Consider the following 26,208-nt stretch of genomic DNA (forward strand, 5'->3'; position numbering starts at 1 on the left):
GAAATGAGCAAGTTAGTAGGTTTGGTTGGCTGGCGTGGCATGGTCGGCTCGGTTCTGATGGACCGCATGATTCAGGAAAAAGACTTTGACCTGATCGAGCCCTTGTTCTTCTCCACATCGAACGCGGGCGGCAAAGCCCCCTCGATGGCCAAGAACGAAACCACGCTGCAAGACGCCTTCAACATCGAGCAGCTCAAGCGCTGCGACATCATCATCACCGCCCAAGGTGGCGACTACACCTCAGAAGTCTTCCCCAAGCTGCGCGCTGCCGGTTGGAACGGCCACTGGATCGATGCCGCATCGACCCTGCGCATGGAAAAAGACGCGGTCATCATCTTGGACCCGGTCAACATGCCCGTGATCAAGAACGCCTTGGCCCACGGTGGCAACAACTGGGTGGGTGGCAACTGCACGGTGTCGTGCATGCTGATGGGCGTGGGCGCTTTGTACAAAGCCGGTTTGGTGGAGTGGATGAGCACCCAGACTTACCAAGCCGCATCCGGCGGCGGTGCACAACACATGCGCGAGCTGCTGACCCAATACGGCACCCTGAACGCCGAAGTCAAAGCCCTGCTGGACGACCCCAAGAGCGCGATTCTGGAAATCGACCGCATGGTGGTGGCCAAGCAACGTGCGCTGACCGCCACTGAAACCGCCAACTTTGGCGTGCCACTGGGCGGCTCGTTGATCCCCTGGATCGACAAGGACCTGGGCAACGGCATGTCCAAAGAAGAGTGGAAAGGCATGGCCGAAACCAACAAGATTTTGGGGCTAGGCGAAGGCTTCAACTCTGCCGCCATTCCCGTCGACGGCTTCTGCGTGCGTGTGGGTGCCATGCGCTGCCACAGCCAAGCGCTGACCTTCAAACTGAAAAAAGACGTGCCCGTGGCCGACATCGAAGCCATGATCGCCGCCGACAACGAGTGGGTCAAACTGGTGCCCAACACCCGCGAAGCCACGGTGAAAGACCTGACCCCCGTGGCCGTGACCGGCACCATGACCATCCCAGTGGGCCGCGTGCGCAAACTGGCCATGGGCCCTGAATATGTGGGCGCGTTCACCATCGGTGACCAACTGCTGTGGGGCGCGGCAGAGCCGCTGCGCCGCATGTTGCGCATCTTGTTGGACGCGTGATGGTCTTGCGTCCAACGGCATCCTAAACATGCTGCGCACGAGCTGCTACCCCCACACGGCCCATCACCCTGCCAGGTCTTGGGCCATGGCGTCGGCGCTGGCCTGCGCCAGCTTGTTGGCCAATGCGGTGACTCTGGGCCCGCTTTCGGTGGAGTCAGGTTTGGGCCAACCACTTCGGGCCGCCATTGAAATCACGCAATACAAAGTAGAAGACCTTCGCAAACTCAAGATCCAGCTGGCTGAATCCGCCAGTTTTGAGCAAGCAGGCATGGCGTTCAACCCCGCCTTGAACGGCTTGCAAGCGCGTCTTGAGTTTCGGGGCGATGGCAAGCCCTACATCGCCTTGGCCGGGCAAATACCTGTGACCGACCACTTCGTGGATGTCATCGTGGAAGCGCAATGGCCTTCAGGCCGCTTGGCCATGAACTACACGCTGCTGGTCTCGCCTGTTGGTGCACTGAAAAACTCCGCTGAAAAACCCAAGGGCGATGCCACAGTCATCGCTCCAGTGGTTTCGCCCCAGGCTTTGGTCCCCCTTGCAGCGCCTGTGATGCCGAGCGCAGTCCGCGGCGCTGAAGACGCCATCACGGTGCGTGCTGGCGACACTGCCTCCAGGCTGGTTTTGCAAAAAATGCCTGCGGGTGTGTCACTCGACCAAATGCTGCTGGCCATGGTGCGCGCCAACCCTGAGGCGTTCATTGAAGGCAATGTGAACCTGTTGCGCGAAGGCGTTCAGGTTCTTCTGCCCAACGCGCAAGAAGCGGCGCAGATTTCTGCCGAAGAAGCACGGCAAACGGTCATCGCGCAAACCGTGGACTTTGTGGCTTATGCCCGCCGCCTGGCGCAATCCACGCTGAAAGCCACAGACAGCGCCAACCGTGAAATGACCGGCAAAATCGCCCCCAAATTACCCACGCCGGCACCGGCCGAGCCCGCGCAAGACAAATTGACCCTGAGCAAACGGGAAGTCACCACCGACAGCGACGAAGCCCGTCTGGCGGTTGAGCGTGAAATACAGGACAAAACCGAGCAACTGGCCGCACTGAAAAAGAACCTGGAAACATTGAAGTCTCTGTCGGCAAGCCCGGATACCGAAAAAACAAACCCTGACGAGCCATCGGCCTTGAAACCCAAGCTGCCCACGGCAGCCGCACAAGCGGCACCCCGCTCCTTGCTGGAGCAGGTCAGCCACAACCAGTCCACCTGGGCGTGGGTGGTGGGTCTTTTGGCGGCCATGGTGGGTTCGGTGTGGCTTGTCAGGCGCAACAGGGAATCGAATGTCGATTTGTTTGGCAGCAAGGGCACGCCCGAAAAAGCACCGGCATCGACCCCCACGCCACCCCTCTTCAGCTCGGGCTTGCCGCCTCAGTTTGCCAATCTGGACTTGAATCTGACACCCTCGCCTGAAGCCAAAGAAGCCCCAAATGTGTTCACACCATCGGGTTCCAAAACGTGAGACTCGCGCTTGGTGTCTGCTATTCAGGCACAGCCTACCAAGGCTGGCAAAGCCAAAGCTCGGGCTTGACCATCCAGGACAAGCTCGAAAAAGCCCTGGCGCAATTTTGCGATGTTGCCCGCGTCAGCACCTTGTGCGCAGGCCGCACCGATGCGGGCGTGCACGGCCTGATGCAGGTGGTGCACTTTGACACCCCGCTGGAGCGCGATGCGTCCTCTTGGGTGCGCGGCACCAACCGGTATTTGCCCTCCGACATCGCCGTGCAATGGGCCCAAGTGGTGCCCGAGAGCTTTCACTGCCGCGCCAGTGCCACTGGCCGCCGTTACGTCTACATCCTGCTGGATTCAGCGGTGCGCCCCAGTCTGGAGACCGGCCGCGTCGGCTGGATTTATCGCCCACTGAGCGAAGATGCCATGCGCCAAGCCAGCTTGCATTTATTGGGTGAACACGACTTTTCTTCTTTCAGGGCCAGCAGTTGCCAGGCCCTGTCACCGGTCAAGACGCTACGGCACATCCAGATTTCGAAGCGCGGTGCTTATTGGCGCTTTGAGTTTGAAGGCAACGCTTTTTTGCACCACATGATCCGCAACATCATGGGCTGCCTGGTCAGCATTGGCCAAGGCAACCAGTCGCCAGACTGGATGCGCGAGGTGTTGCTGGCCAAAAGCCGCGATGCCGCAGCCCCCACGTTTTCGCCCGATGGCCTCTACTTTGCCGGGCCGATCTACAGCCCGGAATGGGGCTTGCCCGACACCACCCCCGCTTTTGATTGGTTGCCATGACCCAGCCGAACAAGCCGCAAGCCGTCTCACCTCAGCAACGCACCCGCATCAAGATGTGCGGCTTCACCCGCGAAGCCGATGTGCTGGCGGCCTGTGCCTCTGGGGCAGACGCCATTGGCTTTGTGTTGTACCCGCCCAGCCCGCGCAACGTGAGCATCGAGCGCGCAGCCGAACTCGCCCGCTTGCTGCCGGCCTTTGCAACGCCGGTATTGCTGTTCGTCAACGACACGGCCGAGCGCATCAAGACCGCTTGTGCGGCAGTGCCAGGCGCTTTGCTGCAGTTTCACGGCGACGAAACGCCCGAATTTTGCGAAGCCATGAGCCAACTCACCGGCCGCCCGCACCTGAAGGCGGCCCGAATCCCCCTGTCGGAAGCGGCCCACTTCGACTTGCTAGAATTTGCCCTCATTCACCCAAAAGCCCAAGCCCTCTTGCTCGACGCCCATGTCGACGGATACGGCGGGGGCGGAAAAACATTCAATTGGTCACTGCTGCCACCAAACGTCAATGCTCACCTCGTTTTGTCTGGTGGACTCACACCTGCAAACGTGGCCGATGGCATTCGGGCGCTGCGCTCGCACGGCCTGTCTCTGGCCGTTGACGTGAGCTCAGGCATCGAAGCAGGCAAAGGCCTGAAAGATGCCGAAAAAATCCAGCAATTTGTGGCGGCCGTCCGTGCCGCTGATGCTGACCTCCTTTGAAATTTTTCCGGCTTCAACCCCGGCACCATCTGCCATGTACGACTACCAACAACCCGATGCCAAGGGCCATTTCGGCATTTATGGCGGCAGCTTCGTCAGCGAAACCCTGACGCACGCCATCAACGAACTCAAAGCGGCCTACGCCAAGTACCAGCACGACCCCGAATTCATCGCCGAGTTCAAGTCTGAACTGGCCCACTTTGTGGGCCGCCCCTCACCCGTCTACCACGCGGCGCGCATGAGCCGTGAAATGGGCGGTGCACAAATCTTCTTGAAGCGCGAAGACCTCAACCACACCGGCGCCCACAAGATCAACAACACCATCGGCCAGGCCATGCTGGCCAAGCGCATGGGCAAGCCGCGTGTGATCGCCGAGACGGGTGCTGGCCAGCACGGCGTGGCCACCGCCACCATCTGTGCCCGCTACGGGCTGGAGTGCGTGGTGTACATGGGGGCTGAAGACGTCAAACGTCAAAGCCCCAACGTGTACCGCATGAAACTGCTGGGCGCGACCGTGGTGCCAGTTGAGTCGGGCAGCAAAACCCTCAAAGACGCCCTGAACGAAGCCATGCGCGACTGGGTGGCCAACGTGGACAACACCTTCTACATCATCGGTACCGTGGCAGGCCCACACCCCTACCCGATGATGGTGCGCGACTTCCAGAGCGTGATCGGCGAAGAGTGCCTGACGCAAATGCCCGAGATGTTCAAGAGCTTGAAAATGGCCGAACAGCAGCCTGATGCGGTCATCGCTTGCGTGGGTGGTGGCAGCAACGCGATGGGCATCTTCTACCCCTACATTTCGCACGAAAAAACCCGTCTGATCGGCGTGGAAGCGGCGGGCGAAGGCATGGACACAAACAAGCACTCTGCCTCACTGCAACTGGGCACACCCGGCGTGCTGCACGGCAACCGCACTTATATTTTGCAAGACGAGAATGGCCAGATCACAGAAACGCACAGCGTGAGCGCCGGTCTGGACTACCCAGGCGTTGGCCCCGAGCATGCTTTCCTCAAGGACATTGGCCGCGCCGAGTACGTGGGCATCACCGACAAGGAAGCACTGGAAGCGTTTCACTACCTGTGCCGAACCGAAGGCATTATCCCCGCCCTGGAGTCGAGCCACGCCGTGGCCTATGCCATGAAGCTGGCCAAAACCATGCGCCCGGACCAATCGATTCTGGTGAACCTGTCTGGCCGTGGCGACAAGGACATCGGCACGGTGGCCGATCTGTCGAATGCCGACTTTTACTGCCGCCCCAGCTGCCAAGGCCAGTCGGTCAAAGGCGCTGAGCAGCCGGTGAACTTCGTCAAATAACCCTCTAGGCGCGAGCCCATGCTCGCGAAGGATTCGCCCCCAGCGTTCACGCGCAGGGGCGGTCCCCAACAAAAATCCAAGGTCACCCATGAGCCGCATTGACGCCACCCTCTCCGCCCTGAAAGCCCAGGGACGTAAAGCCCTGATCCCGTATGTCACGGCAGGCTTTCCCCAAGCCACAACCACCGTGCCCTTGATGCACGCCATGGCCCAAGCCGGGGCCGATGTCATTGAGCTGGGTGTGCCGTTTTCTGACCCTTCAGCCGACGGCCCGGTGATCCAAAAAGCCGGCGACAAAGCGCTGGCCTTGGGCATTGGCACCGTGCAGGTGCTGGCCATGGTTCGCGAGTTTCGACAGACCAACAACACAACTCCCGTGGTGTTGATGGGTTACGCCAACCCGGTAGAGCGTTATGACCAGAAACACGGCACAGACAGCTTCATCCGCGATGCCTCGGCTGCAGGTGTGGACGGCGTGTTGATCGTCGACTACCCACCCGAAGAATGCGTGGAATTTGCCGCCAAACTGCGCGCCCACAGCATGGATCTGATCTTTTTGCTGGCCCCCACCAGCACCGAAGAACGCATGCAGCAAGTGGCTCAAGTGGCCAGCGGCTACGTGTATTACGTGTCGCTCAAAGGCGTCACGGGCTCGGGCACGTTGGACACCGATGCGGTCGAGGCCATGCTGCCGCGCATTCGCCAGCATGTGCACATTCCCGTGGGCGTGGGCTTTGGCATCCGTGATGCGGCCACCGCCAAAGCCATTGGCAAAGTCGCCGATGCGGTGGTGATCGGCTCACGCCTGATCCAGCTGATCGACGCCGCACCGGCAGGAAGCATCAACGCCGTGGCAGGTGAATTTCTCTCGGGCATCCGCCAGGCTCTAGACCAATGACCCTGCGGCCTTGCAACAGGCTGCCACGGCGACTGAACGTGCTCCGCTGACACGTCGGTCAGCACTACGGCCTTCCTCGGAAGGCTTCAACGATAATCCCCCCAACAGGAGAATCAAATGAGTTGGCTTGAAAAACTGCTCCCCCCCAAGATCCAGCACACCGACCCGGCCGATCGCCGGTCTGTGCCTGAAGGCTTGTGGATCAAATGCCCCAGCTGCGAGACCGTGCTTTACAAGACCGCGCTCGAAGAAAACCAAAACGTTTGCCCAGGTTGCTCGCACCACATGCGCATTGGTGCGCGCGCACGCCTGAACGGTTTTCTGGACGGTGAAGGCCGCTACGAAATCGGCCAGGAAGTGTTGCCGGTCGATGCCCTGAAGTTCAAGGACAGCCGCAAATACCCCGAACGCCTCAAAGAAGCCATGAACAACACGGGCGAAACAGACGCCTTGGTCGTCATGGGTGGGGCGGTGCACAGCATTCCCCTGGTGGTGGCCTGCTTCGAATTCGATTTCATGGGCGGCTCTATGGGCTCCGTGGTGGGTGAGCGTTTTGTGCGCGGTGTCGAAACCGCCATCGAACAAAAAGTGCCCTTCGTTTGCTTCACCGCCACAGGCGGTGCCCGCATGCAAGAAGGTCTGCTGTCGCTCATGCAAATGGCCAAAACCAATGCGGCCCTGACCCGACTGGCCAAAAAAGGCCTGCCCTACATCAGCGTGCTGACCGACCCGACCATGGGTGGCGTATCGGCCGGTTTTGCCTTTTTGGGCGATGTGGTGATTGCCGAGCCCAAAGCCCTGATCGGTTTTGCAGGCCCCCGCGTGATCGAGAGCACCGTGCGCGTGACCCTGCCCGAAGGCTTCCAGCGCGCCGAGTTCCTGCAAACCAAGGGCGCGGTGGACTTCATTTGTGACCGCCGCGAACTGCGCAAAACCATCGCCAGCACACTGGCCATGCTGCAACGCCAGAGCGCCGATGCGGTGAGCTGACCGGCTCTGCCCCTCAAAAACAAAGGCCCTCTTCGGAGGGCCTTTCGTTTTGGGCGCGTGTTAGGCGGGAGTTAGGCGGCTCAGTACATCCAGCTCATCTGCAACCGCGCGAACACCATGCCCAATAGCTGCAGCACCAGCAACAGGGCTATGGGCGACAAATCTACCCCGCCAATCAGAGGCACCAGCCGCTGAAAAGGCCGCAAGAATGGTTGACCCAAGCGTGCCACCAGGCTGTACATAGGCGAGCCGGGGTTGATCCACGACAACACCGCCAGCACCAGCACCAACGCGCTCAGGGCAGACACCACCAACTGGGCCAAACCGACCAGGCTCACCAAAGGCAACAAGCCCAAGGCCCCTTGGCCTCCTGCGACCAACCACAACAAGGTGTATTGCACCAATTTGATGAGAAACGCCCCCACCAGGCTCGACAAATCCCAGGCCGACCATGCCGGAATCACCCGGCGCAGCGGCAACAGCAGCCAGTCGGTCACCGCAAACACAAACTGGCCCAAGGGCTGATGAAAGGAAATGCGCTGCCACTGCATCAAAAACCGCAGCAAACATGTGCCTGCGATCAAGCCCGCAACCATGTCCAACACCATACTGACCATCTGAAACAACATTGAATTTCTCCTGCTCGTGCGATGATACCCAGATGCCTGACAACGACGCCCCATCTCCCGCCTCCTTGACGGAATTGCCCTTGTTTCCGCTGGGCACCGTGCTGTTTCCTGGCGCCTTGTTGCCTTTGCAATTGTTTGAACTGCGTTACCTGCAAATGATTGGCGAATGCGAGCGCCTGGGCACCGGTTTTGGAGTGGTCACGTTGACACAAGGCCGTGAAGTGCACCGCCCAGGCGCTGTGGCAGAGCAGTTCGAACCCATCGGCACGCGGGTCCAGATCGAGCGCATCGAACGCCCACAAGCAGGCGTGGTGCTGGTGTGGTGCCGGGGTGTAGAACGGTTTGAGATTCACAGCACCCAACAGCGCAGCGACGGTCTGTGGCGCGGCCAAGTGCAAGACTTGCCAACCGAGCCCCACATGCCCGTGCCGGATCACCTTCAATATCTGATCCCGCAAATCCAGGCAGCGCTGGCAACATTGAGCGCGCAGGACAGCGTCCTGCCCCACTGGCCACAGCCTTGGGCGCTGGACGATTGCGCATGGCTGTCTCACCGCTGGTGCGAGTTGCTGCCCCTGCCTCTGGCCATGAAATACCGCCTGTTCACGCTGCGAGAACCCTTGATGCGTCTGGAATTGGTGGGCGACATGGTGGAATCAACACCTTCTGGCGGCAGCGCCGACCAGAAACCGCCCGCAAACTCTTAAAATAGAAGGCTTTGCGCATTCGCGCACCTTTACAACCCCGGATCGGGCGGCCAGCCGCACCCGAGCCCAACCGCACCTCGCCATGTCTGACACGACTGCCAACGCCGCTGCCGCGCAAGTCCACGCGCTCCAGGATGAAAACCAACTGATCGCAGAGCGCCGCGAAAAACTCAAGGCCATGCGCCAAGCGCAGGCCGATGGCAAGGGCGTGGCCTTTCCCAACGATTTCAAGCCCGAGCACCACGCCGCCAACCTGCACCAAGCCCATGGCGAAAAAGCCGCCGAAGCGCTGAACGGTGAAGGCGTGGCCAAAACCACGGCCAAAGTGGCTGGCCGCATGATGCTCAAGCGCGTGATGGGCAAGGCCAGCTTTGCCACATTGCAAGACGCCACTGGCCGCATCCAGGTCTATGTCACCCGCGACGACGTGGGCGAAGATCTGTACGCTCTGTTCAAGCACTGGGATCTGGGCGACATCGTGGGCGTCGAAGGCCACCTGTTCAAAACCCGCACGGGCGAGTTGTCGATCCATGCCACCTCGATCCGCATGCTCACCAAGAGCTTGCGCCCCATGCCCGACAAGTTCCATGGCGTGGCCGACCAAGAGGTCAAATACCGCCAACGCTACGTGGACTTGATGACCGACGAAGCCGCTCGCAAGCGCTTCATGGCCCGCAGCAAGGCCGTCAGTGGCATCCGCGAATTCATGGTCAAGCACGGCTTCCTCGAAGTTGAAACGCCCATGCTGCACCCCATTCCCGGTGGTGCCAACGCCAAACCCTTTGTGACGCACCACAACGCGCTCGAACAAGAGATGTTCTTGCGCATTGCACCCGAGCTGTACCTCAAGCGCTTGCTGGTCGGTGGCTTTGAGCGCGTGTTCGAGATCAACCGCAACTTCCGCAACGAAGGCATTTCGGTGCGCCACAACCCCGAATTCACCATGATGGAGTTCTACGCGGCGTATTGGAACTACCAGGACCTGATGGGTTTCACTGAAGAGCTGATTCGCGACGCCGCCATGATCGCGGCGGGCACGTTGGACTTGAGCTACAACGGCAAGCCGGTTGACCTGAACAAGCCTTTTGCCCGCATGACCATCCGCGAAGCGATCGTCAAGCACACCGAAGCGGGTGACAACGTGGACAACGCCGAGTGGCTGATCAACGCCCTGAAAAAGCTGGGCATGAACGAAGAAAAGAACAAGCTGTCCACCCGCACCCTGGCCAGCCTGCAGGTGTTCTATTTCGAGGAAACCGTGGAAGACAAGCTCTGGGAGCCGACCTTCATCATGGAACACCCGACCGAAATCAGCCCGCTGGCCCGCGCCAACGACAGCCGCCCCGAAGTGACTGAGCGCTTTGAGCTCTACATCACAGGCCGCGAATTTGGCAATGGCTTCAGTGAGTTGAACGACGCCGAAGACCAAGCTGCACGCTTTCACGCGCAAGTGGCCGCCAAAGACGACGGCGACGACGAAGCCATGTACTACGACCACGACTTTGTGCGTGCCCTCGAATACGGCATGCCGCCAGCGGGCGGCTGCGGCATCGGCATTGACCGACTGATGATGCTGCTGACCGACAGCGCCAGCATCCGCGACGTGATCCTGTTCCCGGCCCTGAGGCACATTCAGGAATAAACGCGCAAAGCCCCAACAACAAACCCGGCCTTAGCCGGGTTTGTTGTTTCAGGGTGTTAGGCCTCAGCTCTGCTGGCGGGGCGGCAAGCGTGGCGCGTCTTCCACCACCTCGCGCACTTCTACATCGACGATATCGCCTTGGCTTTGCGCTTCGAACCCGGATGGCGTACCCGTTTCAAAGCCACGCGGGCCGCCCCAGCGTGGGCTCTTGCGCATGGCATTGAACTGCTGCCAAACCATCACCACTTGGGGTTTGCGGCCCGTGAGCAGCCAGCGGATGGTGGCGAACACGATGTAAAGGCCCAGCGCGGCCAAGAGGCCCGCCAGAAATACGAGACCTAAGAGTCCCATGACGATGCGCGCAATCCAGTTCATTGACGTGTCCTGTTCAGATCAAGGCAAGCGGTCCAGCGCCTGCATGTAGTCGCTCGAGCGGACCAACTCGTCCCAAGGGCGTGCGGGTGATCGGGGCAAGAGATTCAAACGCCGTTCTTCGCTGATTTCGCTGGGCTTCCAGTGGCCTTTGAGCTGGGCTTCGGCCAATTGATCAAGAACTTCGTCGAGCTCAATGCCCTCGTTCACTGCCGAGCGGTTGCACAGCAAGGCCAAGTCGCAGCCCGCGTGCAGCGCAGTGATCACCGCTTCGGTGTAGCTGAGCGTGCGCCCATCAAGCTGACGGGCGGCCGCCATCGACAAGTCGTCGGTACAAACCACGCCCTGAAAGCCCAACTGTCCGCGCAGGATGTCTTGCAGCCAACGCGGCGAAAAACCCGCCGGGCGGCTGTCGACCTTGCTGTAGATCACATGGGCGGGCATGACGGCGGTGAGCACACTGCCCAGCCAGCGGTAGGGCTGCGCGTCGTCGGCCAAGATGGCTTTGAGGCCGCGTTTGTCCACGGGCAGCGCCACATGCGAGTCGGCCTTGACCGCGCCGTGCCCGGGGAAATGCTTGCCGCAGTTGCCCATACCGGCCTGCAGCAGGCCCTGCATCAGGCTGCGGGCAAGCAGGCTCACGACACGTGGGTCGCGGGCGAAAGCGCGGTCGCCAATCACGCCACTTTCGCCGTGGTCCAGATCGAGCACCGGGGTAAAGCTGAAATCGACACCGCAAGCGCGCAACTCACTGGCCAGCACAAAGCCAGCCGATGTGGCCGCTTCGCAGGCCTTGAGCACACCCGAGCCGGGTTGACCCTTGTCGTCTTGGCCCCAAAGTTCGCCCAGGGCGCGCATGGGTGGCAAATGGGTGAAGCCATCGGTGCGAAAGCGCTGCACGCGGCCACCTTCGTGGTCCACCGCAATCAGCAGGTCAGAGCGGGTGTTTTTGATGTCGGCACACAAGTCGCTCAACTGCGCACGGTTTTGCCAGTTGCGGCCAAACAGGATCATGCCGCCCACCAGCGGATGCGCCAGGCGGCGGCGATCCGTGTCGGTCAATGTGGTGCCGGCAATGTCCAGAATCAGGGGGGCGTGAAGGTTCATGGGTGTTTCAAGTTCAACAGGCAGTTCGGGGTGAACCGCCCCATATCAAGGGGCCGCGCTGACGGCAATCGGTAAAGCTGCCGAGGGTGCGGTCTCGACCACACAAAAACTGGCGGCGTACTCCGATTCATCGGTCACGGTGATGTGTGCGCTCAGGCCTTTGGCTTCGAACCATTCTTTCAACACGCCGTGCAACACGATGACCGGTTGGCCACTGGGCAGTTTGCCGATTTCGCACAAGCGCCAAGTCATGGGCATGCGCATGCCCAAGCCAATGGCTTTGCTGAAGGCCTCTTTGGCCGAAAAGCGTGTGGCCAGATAGCGCACACCACGTTCGGGCCAGCGGGCACTGCGGGCTTTCCAGGTGGCCATTTCGGCGTCGCTCAGCACCTTGGCCGCAAAGCGCTCACCATGCCTGTCCAGGCTGGCTTGAATGCGGCGGATGTCGCAGATGTCGGTGCCAATGCCGTAGATCATTTTGCAAGGCAAGCCAAGTAGGCCTGTACCGTGGCGCTGTAACCCAGCTCCAAGGCGTCGGCCATGAAGGCGTGGCCAATCGAGACTTCTTGCAAGCCCTTCACCGCCGTCACAAAGGCGGGCAAGTTGTCACGGTTGAGGTCGTGCCCTGCGTTCAGGCCCAAGCCCGCTTGCGTGGCCGCGGCTGCCGCATCGGCGTAGCGTTGCAACTGCACGGCGTTATCGGGCGTGCCCCAGCTGGCGGCATAAGGCTCGGTGTACAGCTCAACACGGTCTGCGCCCACGGCACGGGCCGCTGCCATTTGCTCAGGCAGCGGGTCCATGAACAGGCTCACCCGCACACCCCGCGCCTTGCACTCGTCGATCAAGGGCTTCAGGCGCTCGGCATCTTGCGGGAAAGTCCAGCCATGGTCGCTGGTGAACTGGCCTTCGCTGTCGGGCACAAAGGTCACTTGCTGCGGACGCACCACGCGCACGTGGTCCATCAGGTTGTGAAAGGGGTTGCCTTCAATGTTGAACTCGCGGTCGGGCCAGGCCTGCATCAAGGCATTGAGCTCGGCCACGTCGCTGGCACGGATGTGGCGCTCGTCGGGCCTGGGGTGGATGGTGATGCCCTGCGCACCCGCGTGGAGGCACATTTCGGCGGCTCGGACCACACTGGGAATGCCCAGGTGACGGGAGTTGCGCAACAAGGCGACTTTGTTGACGTTGACCGACAAGGCCACGCGTTCAGAATTTGTGTTCATAAGGTTTGCAAGTCCAGCATCATTTGACGGGTGCGCAATGCGCCGACACCGCAATGGTAGTTGAGCATCAAGCGCAAAGGGCGCTGCAGCGGCCCGAGCAAGTCGGCACACGCGCGCAGCAAGGCGGCCAACGGACTGGGGTCGTCCAGTGCCGTTTGCAGCGCCAGCCACTGCGCACCGCGCAAAGCGTGTCGGCTGTCTTCGGGCACCCATTGCAAGCCGGCCTCGGGCACCAGGGTGTAAAAGCCTTCCGGCTCCAGTGGCTTGAGGGTCAGGGTTTGCAAGTTGAGTGCGGGCAGCAAGCCCATGTTTTTGAGCAACAACAGCTCAAACCCACGCAAAGCCCATTGCAGGGCGTCGGGGTCGCCGCTGGCGAGCAAGCGCACAGCAGCCGCGTACACGTCAAACAACTGCGGGTGCGGGTCATCTCGCGCCGTCAAGCGCATGAGCAATTCGTTGAGGTAATAGCCCGACAGCAGCGCCTCACCGGTGGGCATGACGTGCCCACCCACCCATTCGGCAGACTTGAGGGTGCGGATGTCGCCATCACCGCCAAAAGCCAGCGACAACGGCTGCAAGGGCAACAACACAGGACGAAAGCTCGAGGTGGGTCGCTTGGCGCCCTTGGCCACCAGCGCCACCCGACCGTGGTGGCGGGTAAAGACCTCCAGGATCAGGCTGGTTTCGCTCCAGTCGTAGCGGTGCAGCACATAGGCTGGCTCGTCTGCGATCCGCTGGGTGGCCATTGGCGCTGAAATTACTCGTAGCCGAAGCTGCGCACGCGCGCTTCGTCGTCGGCCCAACCTGAACGCACTTTGACCCACAGCTCGATGAAGACCTTGGCGTCCAGCAGTTTTTCCAGCTCGACACGCGTTTCAGTGCCGATGCGCTTGAGTTTTTCGCCCTTGTCACCAATCACCATGGCCTTGTGGCCTTCGCGCTCGACCACGATGGTGGCCGCAATGCGCAACATGCGCTTAGAGGTGCGTCCGGCTTCTTCCTCGAACTTGTCGATCACCACGGTGGAGGTGTAGGGCAACTCGTCACCCGTCAGGCGGAAGAGTTTTTCGCGCACCATTTCGCTGGCCAAGAACTTTTCGCTGCGGTCGGTCAACTCGTCTTCGGCATGCCACCAAGCTTGCTCGGGCAGGTATTTTTCGCAGATGTCGAGCAAGCGCACGATGTCTTTGGGCTGTTTGGCCGACATGGGCACGAACTCGGTGAAGGCGTGGCGCTCTTGCATGCTTTGCAACCAAGGCGCGATGTCGCCACGGCGGTGCACGTTGTCGAGCTTGTTGGCCACCAGCAAAACCGGGATACCGGGCTTGAGCAGCGCCAGCACTTTGGCATCGGCCGTGGTGAAACTGCCCGCTTCGACCACGAACAGCACCAGGTCCACATCGCTCACAGCACCGACCACGGTTTTGTTCAGCGATTTGTTGAGCGCTGTGCCGTGGATGGTCTGAAACCCCGGTGTATCGACAAACACATACTGCGCCGCACCCTGCGTGCGGATGCCGGTGATGCGGTGGCGCGTGGTTTGTGCCTTGCGCGAGGTGATGCTGATTTTTTGGCCGACCAAGGCGTTGAGCAAAGTGGACTTGCCCACGTTGGGCTTGCCCACAATGGCCACCAAGCCGCAGCGCTGGCCTGCCACGGGCACGGGGGCAGCCACCACCACAGCGGGCAAAGCAGCGTCTTCCGACGCATCACGCGGCTGAATGGTCACACCCGCGATTTGAACGGGACGGCGCATGGCTTGTTCTTGCGGCATGCGTTCGGGTTCAGATTCGGATTGGGCGGTTTTTTTGTCGGTGCTCATGCGGCGCTTTCGGATTTCAGAGTTTGCAGCATGGCGGCTGCCGCTGCTTGTTCGGCAGCGCGACGCGACGCGCCCGAGCCTTGTTGTGTTTGGCGCAATTCGGTCACTTCACAAGAGACCTCGAATTGCTGGCGGTGTGCGGCCCCGGAGGTGCCGACCACCGTGTATTTGGGCAGCGCGAGCTTACGTCCTTGCAACCACTCTTGCAGCTCGGTCTTGGGATCTTTGCCCACTGCCTGCATATCGGGTTTGATGTCCACCTTGGCAAACAGGCGCTCGACCAAGGCTTGTGCGTCTTTGTAACCGCCATCGAGGTACACCGCACCGATGATGGCTTCGACCATGTCAGCCAATATGGAGGGCCGGCCTTGCCCACCCGAGCGCATCTCGCCTTCACCCAATCGCATCACGGCAGAAACATCCAGCGTTTTGGCCAACTGATGCAAGGTGTCTTGTTTGACCAGATTGGCCCGGACACGCGACAAATCACCTTCGGGCATGTCGACCAGTTGGGCATAGAGCATGTGCGACACAGCCAAATTGAGCACGGAATCACCCAGGAATTCCAAACGCTCGTAGTGATCGGCGCTGAAACTGCGGTGCGTCAGTGCCTGCTGCAGCAAACCCACTTGGCGAAAGGCATAGCCCAAGCGAATTTGCAGCTCGGACAAGGCAGGAGGTACAGCGGAGGATGTGGCCACGCTCACCTCAATCAAAAGCGCCAATGCGCTTGAGGTTGCCAAAGTTCATCCAGACAAAAAAGGCTTTGCCGACGATATTGGCATCGGGCACAAAACCCCAATAGCGAGAATCCAGCGAATTGTCGCGGTTGTCGCCCATCATGAAGTAATGGCCCGCAGGCACCTTGCAGGTCACACCTTCGACCGTGTAGTTGCAGTTTTCGCGCCCTGCGAACTGATCAGCGCCGGGGATGAAGGCGGGACGGTCATCGTCCTGGATAGTTTGGTGTGGCTTGACACCCAATGTTTCGCTGCGGTGTTTGAAATACCGCATGGTGGATTCATCAAAAAAATCAGGCAAGTCTTGGGTTGGAACAGGCTTGCCGTTGATGGTGAGCTTCTTGTTCAGATAAGCCACCTCGTCACCCGGCACGCCCACCACACGCTTGATGTAGTCGACTGTGGGCTTGGGCGGGTAACGGAACACCATCACGTCGCCGCGCTGCACGGGCGTGCCCTCGGTGAGCTTGATGTTGGCCACTGGCAGACGGACACCGTAATGAAACTTATTGACCAGAATCAGGTCGCCAATGTGCAGGGTCGGAATCATGGAGCCCGAGGGAATCTTGAAGGGCTCGAAAAGGAACGAGCGCAAGATGAAAACAACCACGATGACCGGGAACAGACCTGCAGTCCAGTCGAGCCACCACGGCTGCATCAACAGCTTTTCACGGGCCTCCTGAATATCGGTGTCCACCTTATCGATGCCCATCTTGGTCAGTTCTGCACGGCGCTGCGCGGTTTCGGCCTCAAGCTGGGCTGCCGCCTTTTGGCGCTGGGGCAGAAAAACAAAGCGCTCAGCCAGCCAGTAAATGCCCGTGACGACTGTAGCCAAGAGCAAGAGCAGCGCGAAGTTGCCCTCAATGAACCCAAGGTACCAACTGCCGGCATAACCCACAAAAGCAGCCAGCACCAAAGACGTTAAAAACTGCATCAATCTTCCACCTGCAAAATGGCCAAGAACGCCTCTTGAGGCACCTCGACCGAACCAATTTGTTTCATGCGCTTTTTACCCGCTTTTTGCTTTTCCAACAGCTTGCGTTTGCGCGAAATATCGCCGCCGTAACACTTGGCCAGCACGTTCTTGCGCAGCGCCTTGATGCTCTCACGGGCAATGATGTTGGCACCAATCGCCGCTTGAATGGCCACGTCGAACATCTGGCGGCTGATGATTTCGCGCATTTTGGCCACCACAGCGCGACCACGGTACTGAGACTGGGTGCGGTGCACGATGATGGACAACGCATCGACCTTTTCGCCGTTGAGCAAAATATCGACTTTCACCACGTCCGATGCGCGGAACTCCTTGAACTCATAGTCCATGGACGCATAGCCTCTGCTGACCGATTTGAGCTTGTCAAAGAAGTCGAGCACGATTTCACCCAAAGGCATTTCGTAAGTCAGCATGACCTGACGACCGTGGTAGGCCATGTTGAGTTGCACGCCGCGCTTCAGATTGGCCAGCGTCATGACAGGGCCAACGTAATCTTGCGGCATGTACAGGTGCACCGTGACGATCGGCTCCCGGATTTCCTGCATCTTGCCTTGATCGGGCATCTTGGACGGGTTTTCGACCATGACAACTTCGCCGTCCGGCTTGACCACTTGGTAAACCACGCTGGGCGCTGTGGTGATCAGGTCCTGGTCGAATTCGCGCTCTAGACGCTCCTGCACGATTTCCATGTGCAGCAAACCCAAAAAGCCGCAACGGAAACCAAAGCCCAACGCTTGCGAGACTTCGGGTTCGTAATGCAAAGATGCGTCGTTGAGCTTGAGCTTTTCGAGCGCATCACGCAGCCCGTCATATTGGTTGGCTTCGGTGGGGTAGAGACCCGCAAACACCTGAGGCTGGATTTCCTTGAAACCGGGCAACGCCTCTGTGGCTGGGCCTTGGTTGTTGGGCAACTTCTTTTCCAGTGTGACGGTGTCGCCCACCTTGGCGGCCTGCAATTCCTTGATGCCGGCAATGATGTAACCCACCTCGCCCGCCTTGAGCGATTCGCGTGGCTGGTTGGCAGGGGTGAACACGCCCAGACTGCCCGCCTCGTAGACGGCATTGCTGGCCATCATCCGAATGCGCTCGCCCTTAAGCAACTGGCCATCGACCACACGCACCAACATGACCACACCCACATAACTGTCAAACCAGCTGTCGACGATCATGGCCCGCAAGGGCGCATCGGGGTTGCCTTTGGGTGGCGGAATACGGGCGACCACCGCCTCCAAAATCTCATCAACGCCCATACCGGTTTTGGCCGAGCAAGGGATCGCATCATCGGCATCAATGCCAATCACGTCCTCGATTTCGGACTTGGCGTTATCGGGATCGGCGTTGGGCAAATCCATTTTGTTCAGCACCGGCACCACTTCCACACCCAAATCGAGCGCGGTGTAGCAATTGGCCACCGTCTGGGCTTCTACACCCTGACTGGCATCCACCACCAGCAAGGCACCTTCGCAGGCTGACAGCGAACGCGACACTTCGTATGAGAAGTCCACATGGCCAGGCGTGTCAATCAAGTTCAGGTTGTAAACCTGGCCGTCACGGGCTTTGTACTGCAGCGCAGCGGTTTGCGCCTTGATGGTGATGCCGCGCTCTTTCTCGATGTCCATCGAGTCCAGAACTTGGGCTTCCATGTCGCGCGCTTCGAGACCCCCACAGCGTTGGATCAAGCGATCGGCCAGCGTGGATTTGCCATGGTCAATGTGGGCAATGATCGAAAAATTTCTGATGTGATTCATCAAGCAACGTCTGCAAGTGTTTGTGGATCTAGGATCCGTAAAAGAAAAAAGGGCGCGTCTGGTGTCGACGCGCCCTGAACCAACAATCTATGGCAACTGCGATAGTTGGGACTTCATTGTAGGCAAATTGGCCCACACGCACAGCCCCAAAAACACGTTTGGCAGGTCGTTGCTGCTTTGCAACATGGATTTTATGCACATGTTATCCACAGCAAACATAACATCTTGCTGAACAACTTGTGGGCCATCTGTGGATCAGCGGTGGACTCCTGTGTGGAATCTCGCATCGTGAATTCACCCCTGCGCTTTATGCCATCAATCAATGGTCAAGACCCCTAATTTTATCCAAATTCGTTATGAGAGCCCAACAAAGTCAGTTGGCGCAAACTTTAAAAATCTTTTAAAGAAACCCAAAATTTTTGAACTCAGCCCGCTGAAAGCCTTGAATTGAGCCCAATGCCCTCCTGAGTGCTGTGGGCTTTTGACAAGTCGGCGCTTTCATTTAGCGGGTCGAATCAGCACATATTGCGCCCCATCACCTCGGCGAATGAGGACGCTGATGGGGCGATTTTTATCCACACGGGACATGATCAGCTCAAACTCCTTGAGCGAAGTCACTTCGGCATTGGCAATGGCCACGATCAAATCACCTTCGCGAATACCCGCTCGGGCGGCCGCTTCGGTGGCCGCGTCAACGCGCACGCCACCACGGACACGAAACTCTTTCTTTTGTGCCTCAGTCAAACCACTGACCGCCAAACCCCAATGCTGGCCAGTGGCGACGGGTGCTTTTTTCTCGGGCGACGCCGCAGCCACTTTGTCGACCTCGATTTCGGCCACGGTGATGCTCAACTCCTTATGGCCACCACGACGGAAAACCGTCATGCCCACTTTGCTCCCCGGCTTGGTATTGCCAACCGCACGGGGCAAATCTGCGGGCTTTTCAATGGGCTTGCCATCAAAGCGCGTGATGATGTCACCGGCTTCCAAGCCCGCCTTTTCTGCGGGCGAGCCTTCTTCAACACCGCGCACCAAAACACCTTGCGCCTTGCCCAGACCGATGGACTCGGCAACGTCTTTGGTCACCGGCGCAATCTGGACACCAATGCGACCACGGCTGACGCGGCCACTCGCACGCAGTTGCTCACTGACTCGCATCGCCTCATCCATGGGAATGGCAAACGAGATGCCCATGAATCCACCCGAACGGGAATAAATTTGACTGTTGATGCCCACCACCTCACCGCGCATATTGATCAAAGGGCCCCCCGAATTACCCGGATTGATCGCCACATCGGTCTGAATAAATGACAGGTAGTCGCCTGTGTCGCGCTGCTTGGCGCTCACAATGCCCGCCGTGACCGTGTTCTCCAAGCCAAAGGGCGAGCCGATGGCCATCACCCACTCACCCACCCGCAAGCGGTTCACGTCACCCACCTTCACCGCAGGCAAGTCAGTGGCCTGGATTTTCACCACTGCAACATCGGTGCGTTTGTCAGCCCCCACAATGCGGGCCTTGAATTCCCGTTTGTCGGTCAGTGTCACCAGCACTTCGTCTGCGCCCTCCACGACGTGGGCATTGGTCATGATGAAACCATCGGCGCTCAAGATAAAACCAGAGCCCACCCCTTTCGGTTGCGCGTCTTCCTGCGGTCTGTTTTGTCGTGGTGCCTGGCGCGGAACGTTGGGAATGGGCACACCAAAGAAACGCCTGAACAGTTCCTGCATTTCTTCGTCAGAGCCACCCGGGCTGACTTCGCTTGGCCGTGCTTTCTCCAGTGTGCGAATGTTCACCACCGAAGGACCTACCTGCTCCACCAGTTCAGTGAAATCCGGCAAGCCCCTGACGGAAGACCCGGCGCTTTGCGCCATGGCTGCACCAGAAACGCCCAAGCTCAATACGCCGAACCAGCTTGCGGCAACCAGCACAGTCACTGTGCATTTTTTACAAATTTTTTTGAACACCAATGCCTCCTTGGGCTTCATAACCATCTGCTGATTCAACAATAAATAATGTCAACAGCGTCGACTTCAAGTCTTCAATATTCATCGACTTCACGCTCGGCCATCTTTCGCTCAGGCCTTGGGCACGAATATACCGCGCAGCGAAATCCGTGCCACGCCTGAGGCATTTCACGACCCACCATCCAGGCAAAGCGCTGGGTGGGCCACCCCGCGTTATTCAGCATGCGCACAGCCACCCAAAGCGCCGAGCCCACATCAGCCAGAACCACCAGTTGAATCCCTGTTTCATGCCCGCGTGCATCACGCCAGCACCAAGCCTCTCCGCTCCAGGCCAGAGAGCCCTCAGTCAACCATTCTTTCAAGTAAATAAACAGCGACACCATGACCAGAACGGCCCACAAGGCCGAAGCCCATGCCCAGGCCCATGGCAGCGAAGCGGTAACCCCCAAGCTCTGCACAAAGTACAAGCCGAAGGCACCGATCAACGCCAGCAGGACCAAAATCCAGCGCCCCCAAACAAAACGCCCCACCGGGAAAACCACAGGTGGGGCGTTGTGCATGATGACGACTCAGTTCAGATGCGTTTGAACACCAGAGAACCGTTGGTACCACCAAAGCCAAAGTTGTTTTTCAGGGCCACATCGATTTTCATATCGCGTGCTGTGTTGGCACAGTAGTCCAGATCACACTCCGGGTCAGGGTTGACCAGGTTGATCGTTGGCGGCACTTTTTGATGGTGCAGTGCCAACACGGTGAACACGCTCTCAATGCCGCCCGCGCCACCCAAAAGATGACCCGTCATGGACTTGGTCGAGCTGACCACGGTTTTATACGCATGATCGCCCAAAGCCGCCTTGATGGCACTGGTTTCGTTGATGTCACCCAGCGGCGTTGAGGTACCGTGGGCATTCAGATAGTCAATCTGGTCTGCGTTGACACCGGCATTGCGCATGGCGTTGATCATGGCGCGGCGGGGGCCGTCCATGTTCGGGGCGGTCATGTGACCAGCATCCGCGCTCATGCCATAGCCCGACAGCTCGGCGTAAATCTTGGCACCACGGGCTTTGGCGTGTTCGTACTCTTCGAGCACCATCACACCAGCACCTTCACCCAGCACAAAACCATCACGGTCTTTGTCCCAAGGACGCGATGCCGCCGAGGGGTCGTCGTTGCGGGTCGACAAAGCGCGCATGGCTGCAAAGCCACCCACACCCAGCGGCGACACGCAGCCTTCAGATCCTCCAGCGACCATCACATCGGCATCGCCGTATTCGATCAAACGACCGGCTTCGCCAATGGAGTGCAAACCTGTGGTGCAAGCGGTCACGACGGCCAGGTTAGGGCCTTTGAAACCACTGCGCATCGATACATGGCCTGAGATCATGTTGATGATCGAGGCCGGCACGAAAAATGGGGAAATTCGACGCGCACCGCGCGCCGTGTATTCGGTGTGGGTGTCTTCAATCAGCGGCAAGCCACCGATACCAGAACCAATCACCACACCCATTCGGCATGCAGCTTCTTCATCCAGTGCATCGCCCGTAGGCAAGCCCGAATCTTGAATGGCCTGCGCGGCAGCAGCAACGCCGTAATGGATGAAACGGTCCATCGTCCTGGCCTCTTTAGAGGACATGTAGGACTCGAGGTCAAAGTTTTTAACTTCACCCGCTATCCGGCAGGACATGGCTGAAGCATCAAAACGAGTGATGGGACCAATGCCGGACTGACCGGCAAGCAAGTTGGACCATGCATCAGCGACCGTGTTGCCCACGGGGCTGATACATCCCAAACCCGTGACAACAACGCGGCGCCGGGTCATCTTCGATCAGGCCTTCTTGCTTTGGGCGTAGTCGATCGCCGCTTGCACTGTCGTGATTTTCTCTGCGTCTTCGTCAGGAATTTCGATGCCAAACTCGTCTTCGAGTGCCATCACCAGTTCCACCGTGTCCAGGGAGTCGGCACCCAGATCGGCCACAAAGGCTTTTTCGTTGGTAACTTGTGACTCTTCAACGCCGAGTTGTTCAGCAATGATTTTCTTGACACGTGCTTCGATATCGCTCATGGGGTCCCTCTGAGGGTTGTGAAAAATGAAGATTTTACCTGTCCGGAAGGGGTTTCCGAAAATCAGGCCATGAACATGCCACCATTGACATGCAATTCTTGTCCAGTGACATAGCCCGCATGGCTTCCGGCCAGGTAGGCCACCGCGTGAGCGATGTCATCGGGTTTGCCCAGATGGCCCAGAGGAATCTGGCCCAGCAAGGCTTTTTGTTGTTCTTCGGGCAGGCTGGCGGTCATGTCGGTTTCGATGAAACCGGGGGCCACGCAGTTGACCGTGATGTTGCGACTGCCCAGCTCACGAGCCAACGCACGGGTCATGCCTGCCACACCCGCCTTGGCGGCAGCGTAGTTGGCCTGGCCGGGGTTACCAGAGGCACCCACCACGCTGGTGATGCTGATAATGCGGCCATAGCGCTGCTTCATCATGGGACGGATCACGGCGCGGCTCATGCGGAACACCGCCTTGAGGTTGGTGTCCAGCACCGCATCCCAATCGTCGTCTTTCATGCGCATGGCGAGCTGGTCACGGGTGATGCCCGCGTTGTTGACCAGCACCTGCAGGCCGCCGTGCTCTTTGACAATGGCGTCAATCAGGGCTTCGCCTGCAGCAGCATCATTGACATCCAGATTCGCACCACGACTTGCGGGATACGCGGCAAGGGCTTGGCTGATCTTGGCGGCGCCGTCATCGCTGGTGGCTGTGCCGATCACGACATAACCCGCTTGGGCCAAATGCAGGGCAATGGCTGCACCGATGCCACGGGAAGCACCCGTGACCAGCGCGACCTGTTTATTTTCAGATTTTTGTACTTCGCTCATGCGAGGAGTCCTTTTACTTCGGCCAAAGTGGCCGGATCGTACAGAGCCACACCAGTCAGTTCGGCATCTATGCGCTTGGTCATGCCAGCCAACACCTTGCCGGGGCCGCATTCGACCAATGTCGTCACGCCTCGGGCCTTGATGGCCTGCACGCACTCGACCCAGCGCACCGGGCCAAAAGCCTGACGGTACAGCGCGTCCCGGATGCGGTCAGCATCGGTTTCGATGGCCACGTCGATGTTATTGAGCACCGGGATCTGCGGCACCCCCAAAGTCAGGGTGGCCAGTTTTTCACGCAGCTTTTCAGCAGCGGGCTTCATCAGGCTCGAATGAAAAGGGGCCGACACCGGCAACAGCAACGCGCGCTTGGCGCCCATGCCCTTGAGCACTTCGCAGGCCTTGTCGACCGCTGCCTTGCTGCCTGCGATCACCGTTTGCGCTGCGTCGTTGAAGTTCACAGCCTCAACCACCTCAGCGCTGCCTGCCGCAAATGTGGCCTGCGCCTCTTTGCAGCCTGCAATGACTTTGTCTGAGGCCAGCCCCAAAATGGCGGCCATGGCCCCCACACCCACGGGAACAGCTTCTTGCATGGCGGCGGCACGCAAGCGCACCAATGGCGCTGCTTGTGCCAGCGTCAACACGCCCGAAGCGACCAAAGCGCTGTATTCACCTAACGAGTGACCAGCCACCACGGACGGCTTGGCACCGCCTTCGGCCAGCCAGGCGCGATAGGCCGCCACGGCCGACACCAGCATCACAGGCTGGGTGTTGGTGGTCATGGCCAGCGCTTCCTTGGGTCCTTCGTGGATCAGTTGAGCCACGTCTTCGCCAAGGGCTTCAGAGGCTTCTTTCAGGGTTTCGAGCACCACGGGGTGGTCACCCCAGGCATCAAGCATGCCCACCGACTGGGAGCCCTGACCGGGAAAAACAAAAGCAAATGTGTTCATGTGCAAATTCTGTATCTGGAAAGAATCCGGATGAGCGTGCCGCGCATCGCTGACCCGGGCCTGTCAAATCAATAGCGCGTCAATAACGCAAGAGCACCGAGCCCCAAGTGAAGCCGCCGCCCACGCCTTCGAGCATGAGGGTCTGGCCGCGCTGAATGCGGCCATCGCGCACGGCGGTGTCCAGTGCCAGTGGGATTGATGCGGCCGAGGTGTTGCCGTGCTGATCGACTGTCACCACCACTTTGTCAGCGCTCATTTTGAGCTTCTTGGCCGTGCTTTGCATGATGCGAATATTGGCCTGGTGAGGGATCAGCCAGTCGATATCGGCATCGGTCAGGTTGGCTTTTGCCAAGCTGGCACGGGCAGTTTCCTCGAGCACGCCCACGGCGAGCTTGAAGACGGCTTGGCCGTCCATCTTGAGTACCGGGTCGCCCAGAATACCGCCCCGGTTCACATGACCAGGCACACACAAAATGTCTTTGTACTTGCCATCGGCATGCAAATCGGTGGCCAAAATACCGGGCTGGTCAGCAGCCTCGAGCACCACAGCGCCTGCGCCGTCACCGAACAACACGCAGGTTGTGCGGTCCTTGAAATCGAGGATACGGCTGAACACTTCGGCGCCGATCACCAAGGCGCGCTTGGCCGAGCCGGACTGGATCATCGAATCGGCGATCGTCAGGGCATAAATAAAGCCGCTGCACACGGCCTGCACGTCAAACGCGGGGCAGCCTGCGGTGCCCAGCTTGTGCTGCACCATGGTCGCCACAGACGGAAAGACCATGTCAGGTGTTGATGTGCCCACGATGATCAAATCAAGTTCATCGGCGGAAATTCCGGCGGCGGCCAGCGCTTTACGGGCTGCTTCGGTCGCCAAATCGCTGCAGCCTTGGTTGTCGGCAGCAAAGTGGCGGGCACGGATGCCCGTACGCTCCACGATCCAGTCGTCGGAGGTTTCAACACCTTGCTGCGCCAGTTGGGCGGCCAGATCGGCGTTGGTCAGGCGGTTTTCCGGCAGGTAGCTGCCGGTGCCCAAAATGCGGGAATAAATTCTCATACGGGTGTGACCGCTGGTTCAGCCCGATCGGCCTGCGCGCCCATCAACAAAGGGGCGGCATGGGCGATGCGTTCACGAACGCGGTCCAGCAATTGGTTTCGAGCTGCATCATAAGCCCGGTTCAAGGCGGTCTCAAAAGCCACCTCGTCAGCCGAACCGTGGCTTTTGAACACCAAGCCACGCAAACCCAGCAGGGCTGCGCCGTTGTAACGACGATGGTCTACACGATCTTTAAAGGCAGAAAGGACCGGATAAGCCAAGATCGCGGCAATTTTCGTGAAAATATTGCGCGAAAACTCGGTTTTCAAAAAACCACCAATCATGGTTGCCAGCCCTTCGCTGGCCTTCAAGGCCACATTACCGACAAAGCCATCACAGACCACGATATCCACCGTGCCCTTGAAAATGTCGTTGCCTTCCACATTGCCGTGGAAATTCAAATCACCCGAACTGGCCGCAGATCGCAGCAATTCGCCCGATTTTTTGATGATTTCATTGCCCTTGATCGCCTCTTCGCCGATATTGAGCAGGCCCACAGTGGGATTTTGTTTGTTTTGCAGCACCGAGACCAGCGCCGACCCCATGACAGCAAACTGCAACAAATGCTCGGGTGTGCAATCGACATTGGCCCCCAAATCGAGCATGGTGGTGCCGCCGCCTTTGAAGTTGGGCATCTGGCCTGCAATGGCGGGACGGTCAATGCCGTCCATGGTTTTGAGCACATAACGGGCAATCGCCATCAAGGCACCCGTATTGCCTGCTGAAATGGCCGCCGCAGCTTGGCCATCCCGCACTTGCTCGATGGCAATGCGCATAGAGGAGTTTTTTTTCTTGCGCAGGGCGATTTCGAGCGAATCGTCCATCTCGACCACTTCAGTCGCAGCCACCACAACGGCTCGGGGATCGGCAAAACCGGCCAGCGCTTCTGCACGCCCCACCAGCAGCAGCCGGGCATCAGGGTGAGTGGACAAGAAACGGCGGCATGCCCCCAGCGTGACGCGGGGACCGTGGTCGCCGCCCATGCAATCGACAGCCAGGGTGATCGGGGTGGGCGAGGTCATGGAATCCTTGAGCTCAAAACCGTAGAGAAAAATTC

The 26,208-nt window shown here is 59.2% G+C and carries 27 protein-coding genes; 9 read left to right on the forward strand and 18 right to left on the reverse strand.

Annotated elements, in window-relative coordinates:
• Nucleotides 1-3 precede the first annotated feature (3 nt).
• The 7 genes from asd to accD all read left to right on the forward strand — a co-directional run bounded on the left by asd (nucleotide 4) and on the right by accD (nucleotide 7,279).
• Nucleotides 4-1,134 carry an aspartate-semialdehyde dehydrogenase gene (gene asd, locus ACZ5RG_RS09555; RefSeq protein ID WP_464446919.1) on the forward strand — a complete coding sequence of 377 codons (1,131 nt, stop codon included), beginning with the start codon at nucleotides 4-6 and terminating at the stop codon, nucleotides 1,132-1,134.
• Nucleotides 1,135-1,162: 28 nt separating this feature from the next.
• Nucleotides 1,163-2,590, forward strand: a complete 1,428-nt coding sequence (locus ACZ5RG_RS09560) for a type IV pilus assembly protein FimV (RefSeq protein WP_464446920.1) — start codon at nucleotides 1,163-1,165, stop codon at nucleotides 2,588-2,590.
• Entirely contained in the window at nucleotides 2,587-3,372 is a 786-nt protein-coding gene (truA, locus tag ACZ5RG_RS09565; protein WP_298596142.1) for a tRNA pseudouridine(38-40) synthase TruA, read from the forward strand. Before ACZ5RG_RS09560 ends, truA begins: the two co-directional genes overlap by 4 nt.
• Nucleotides 3,369-4,073, forward strand: a complete 705-nt coding sequence (locus ACZ5RG_RS09570) for a phosphoribosylanthranilate isomerase (protein ID WP_315235736.1) — start codon at nucleotides 3,369-3,371, stop codon at nucleotides 4,071-4,073. The genes truA and ACZ5RG_RS09570 overlap by 4 nt, the downstream gene beginning before the upstream one ends.
• Nucleotides 4,074-4,107: 34 nt before the next feature.
• The gene (gene trpB, locus ACZ5RG_RS09575; protein WP_298596180.1) at nucleotides 4,108-5,391 is read left to right on the forward strand and encodes a tryptophan synthase subunit beta; all 1,284 of its coding nucleotides are present in this window, start codon (nucleotides 4,108-4,110) and stop codon (nucleotides 5,389-5,391) included.
• Nucleotides 5,392-5,479: 88 nt separating this feature from the next.
• Nucleotides 5,480-6,289 carry a tryptophan synthase subunit alpha gene (gene trpA / locus ACZ5RG_RS09580; RefSeq protein WP_298596138.1) on the forward strand — a complete coding sequence of 270 codons (810 nt, stop codon included), beginning with the start codon at nucleotides 5,480-5,482 and terminating at the stop codon, nucleotides 6,287-6,289.
• 117 nt (nucleotides 6,290-6,406) lie between these two features.
• Nucleotides 6,407-7,279 carry an acetyl-CoA carboxylase, carboxyltransferase subunit beta gene (gene accD, locus ACZ5RG_RS09585; protein WP_298596136.1) on the forward strand — a complete coding sequence of 291 codons (873 nt, stop codon included), beginning with the start codon at nucleotides 6,407-6,409 and terminating at the stop codon, nucleotides 7,277-7,279.
• Between the two features lie 80 nt (nucleotides 7,280-7,359).
• Here the strand turns inward: accD and ACZ5RG_RS09590 are convergent, their stop codons facing one another.
• Complete coding sequence (locus ACZ5RG_RS09590) at nucleotides 7,360-7,908, reverse strand: YggT family protein (RefSeq protein ID WP_315235733.1); 549 nt, start codon at nucleotides 7,906-7,908, stop codon at nucleotides 7,360-7,362.
• Between the two features lie 32 nt (nucleotides 7,909-7,940).
• On the opposite strand from ACZ5RG_RS09590, the gene ACZ5RG_RS09595 reads away from it, so the two are divergent.
• Entirely contained in the window at nucleotides 7,941-8,615 is a 675-nt protein-coding gene (locus ACZ5RG_RS09595; protein WP_464446921.1) for an LON peptidase substrate-binding domain-containing protein, read from the forward strand.
• 82 nt (nucleotides 8,616-8,697) lie between these two features.
• Complete coding sequence (gene lysS / locus ACZ5RG_RS09600) at nucleotides 8,698-10,257, forward strand: lysine--tRNA ligase (RefSeq protein WP_464446922.1); 1,560 nt, start codon at nucleotides 8,698-8,700, stop codon at nucleotides 10,255-10,257.
• 63 nt (nucleotides 10,258-10,320) lie between these two features.
• On the opposite strand, the gene ACZ5RG_RS09605 is transcribed toward lysS, so the two are convergent.
• The 17 genes from ACZ5RG_RS09605 to plsX form a co-directional block, all read right to left on the reverse strand.
• Complete coding sequence (locus ACZ5RG_RS09605) at nucleotides 10,321-10,632, reverse strand: hypothetical protein (RefSeq protein ID WP_298596820.1); 312 nt, start codon at nucleotides 10,630-10,632, stop codon at nucleotides 10,321-10,323.
• Nucleotides 10,633-10,650: 18 nt separating this feature from the next.
• Complete coding sequence (nagZ, locus tag ACZ5RG_RS09610; RefSeq protein ID WP_464446923.1) at nucleotides 10,651-11,736, reverse strand: beta-N-acetylhexosaminidase; 1,086 nt, start codon at nucleotides 11,734-11,736, stop codon at nucleotides 10,651-10,653.
• Nucleotides 11,737-11,781: 45 nt separating this feature from the next.
• Complete coding sequence (acpS, locus tag ACZ5RG_RS09615; RefSeq protein ID WP_464448195.1) at nucleotides 11,782-12,213, reverse strand: holo-ACP synthase; 432 nt, start codon at nucleotides 12,211-12,213, stop codon at nucleotides 11,782-11,784.
• Nucleotides 12,210-12,959 (reverse strand): pyridoxine 5'-phosphate synthase, encoded by a 750-nt coding sequence (locus ACZ5RG_RS09620; RefSeq protein WP_464446924.1) that lies wholly within the window; start codon nucleotides 12,957-12,959, stop codon nucleotides 12,210-12,212. The genes acpS and ACZ5RG_RS09620 overlap by 4 nt, the downstream gene beginning before the upstream one ends.
• Nucleotides 12,956-13,705 (reverse strand): DNA repair protein RecO, encoded by a 750-nt coding sequence (recO, locus tag ACZ5RG_RS09625; protein ID WP_298596812.1) that lies wholly within the window; start codon nucleotides 13,703-13,705, stop codon nucleotides 12,956-12,958. The genes ACZ5RG_RS09620 and recO overlap by 4 nt, the downstream gene beginning before the upstream one ends.
• A gap of 11 nt (nucleotides 13,706-13,716) precedes the next feature.
• Nucleotides 13,717-14,715 (reverse strand): GTPase Era, encoded by a 999-nt coding sequence (era, locus tag ACZ5RG_RS09630; protein WP_464448196.1) that lies wholly within the window; start codon nucleotides 14,713-14,715, stop codon nucleotides 13,717-13,719.
• Between the two features lie 62 nt (nucleotides 14,716-14,777).
• The gene (gene rnc / locus ACZ5RG_RS09635) at nucleotides 14,778-15,488 is read right to left on the reverse strand and encodes a ribonuclease III (RefSeq protein ID WP_464448197.1); all 711 of its coding nucleotides are present in this window, start codon (nucleotides 15,486-15,488) and stop codon (nucleotides 14,778-14,780) included.
• Nucleotide 15,489: 1 nt separating this feature from the next.
• Nucleotides 15,490-16,455, reverse strand: coding sequence for a signal peptidase I (gene lepB, locus ACZ5RG_RS09640; RefSeq protein ID WP_464446925.1), 966 nt, complete (start codon nucleotides 16,453-16,455; stop codon nucleotides 15,490-15,492).
• Entirely contained in the window at nucleotides 16,455-18,263 is a 1,809-nt protein-coding gene (gene lepA, locus ACZ5RG_RS09645; RefSeq protein ID WP_019430442.1) for a translation elongation factor 4, read from the reverse strand. Before lepA ends, lepB begins: the two co-directional genes overlap by 1 nt.
• 498 nt (nucleotides 18,264-18,761) lie before the next feature.
• Nucleotides 18,762-20,255, reverse strand: a complete 1,494-nt coding sequence (locus ACZ5RG_RS09650) for a DegQ family serine endoprotease (protein WP_464446926.1) — start codon at nucleotides 20,253-20,255, stop codon at nucleotides 18,762-18,764.
• Nucleotides 20,256-20,302: 47 nt separating this feature from the next.
• Nucleotides 20,303-20,788 carry a hypothetical protein gene (locus ACZ5RG_RS09655; protein WP_464446927.1) on the reverse strand — a complete coding sequence of 162 codons (486 nt, stop codon included), beginning with the start codon at nucleotides 20,786-20,788 and terminating at the stop codon, nucleotides 20,303-20,305.
• 14 nt (nucleotides 20,789-20,802) lie between these two features.
• Complete coding sequence (gene fabF / locus ACZ5RG_RS09660; RefSeq protein ID WP_298596795.1) at nucleotides 20,803-22,047, reverse strand: beta-ketoacyl-ACP synthase II; 1,245 nt, start codon at nucleotides 22,045-22,047, stop codon at nucleotides 20,803-20,805.
• Between the two features lie 6 nt (nucleotides 22,048-22,053).
• Complete coding sequence (acpP, locus tag ACZ5RG_RS09665; protein ID WP_019427049.1) at nucleotides 22,054-22,290, reverse strand: acyl carrier protein; 237 nt, start codon at nucleotides 22,288-22,290, stop codon at nucleotides 22,054-22,056.
• Between the two features lie 62 nt (nucleotides 22,291-22,352).
• Nucleotides 22,353-23,108 (reverse strand): 3-oxoacyl-ACP reductase FabG, encoded by a 756-nt coding sequence (gene fabG, locus ACZ5RG_RS09670; protein ID WP_298596792.1) that lies wholly within the window; start codon nucleotides 23,106-23,108, stop codon nucleotides 22,353-22,355.
• Nucleotides 23,105-24,055 (reverse strand): ACP S-malonyltransferase, encoded by a 951-nt coding sequence (fabD, locus tag ACZ5RG_RS09675; protein ID WP_298596789.1) that lies wholly within the window; start codon nucleotides 24,053-24,055, stop codon nucleotides 23,105-23,107. The genes fabG and fabD overlap by 4 nt, the downstream gene beginning before the upstream one ends.
• 79 nt (nucleotides 24,056-24,134) lie before the next feature.
• Nucleotides 24,135-25,112, reverse strand: coding sequence for a beta-ketoacyl-ACP synthase III (locus ACZ5RG_RS09680; protein ID WP_464446928.1), 978 nt, complete (start codon nucleotides 25,110-25,112; stop codon nucleotides 24,135-24,137).
• Nucleotides 25,109-26,173, reverse strand: a complete 1,065-nt coding sequence (plsX, locus tag ACZ5RG_RS09685) for a phosphate acyltransferase PlsX (protein ID WP_312262123.1) — start codon at nucleotides 26,171-26,173, stop codon at nucleotides 25,109-25,111. The genes ACZ5RG_RS09680 and plsX overlap by 4 nt, the downstream gene beginning before the upstream one ends.
• Between the last annotated feature and the right edge of the window lie 35 nt (nucleotides 26,174-26,208).

The organism is Limnohabitans sp. TEGF005, from assembly GCF_055394835.1.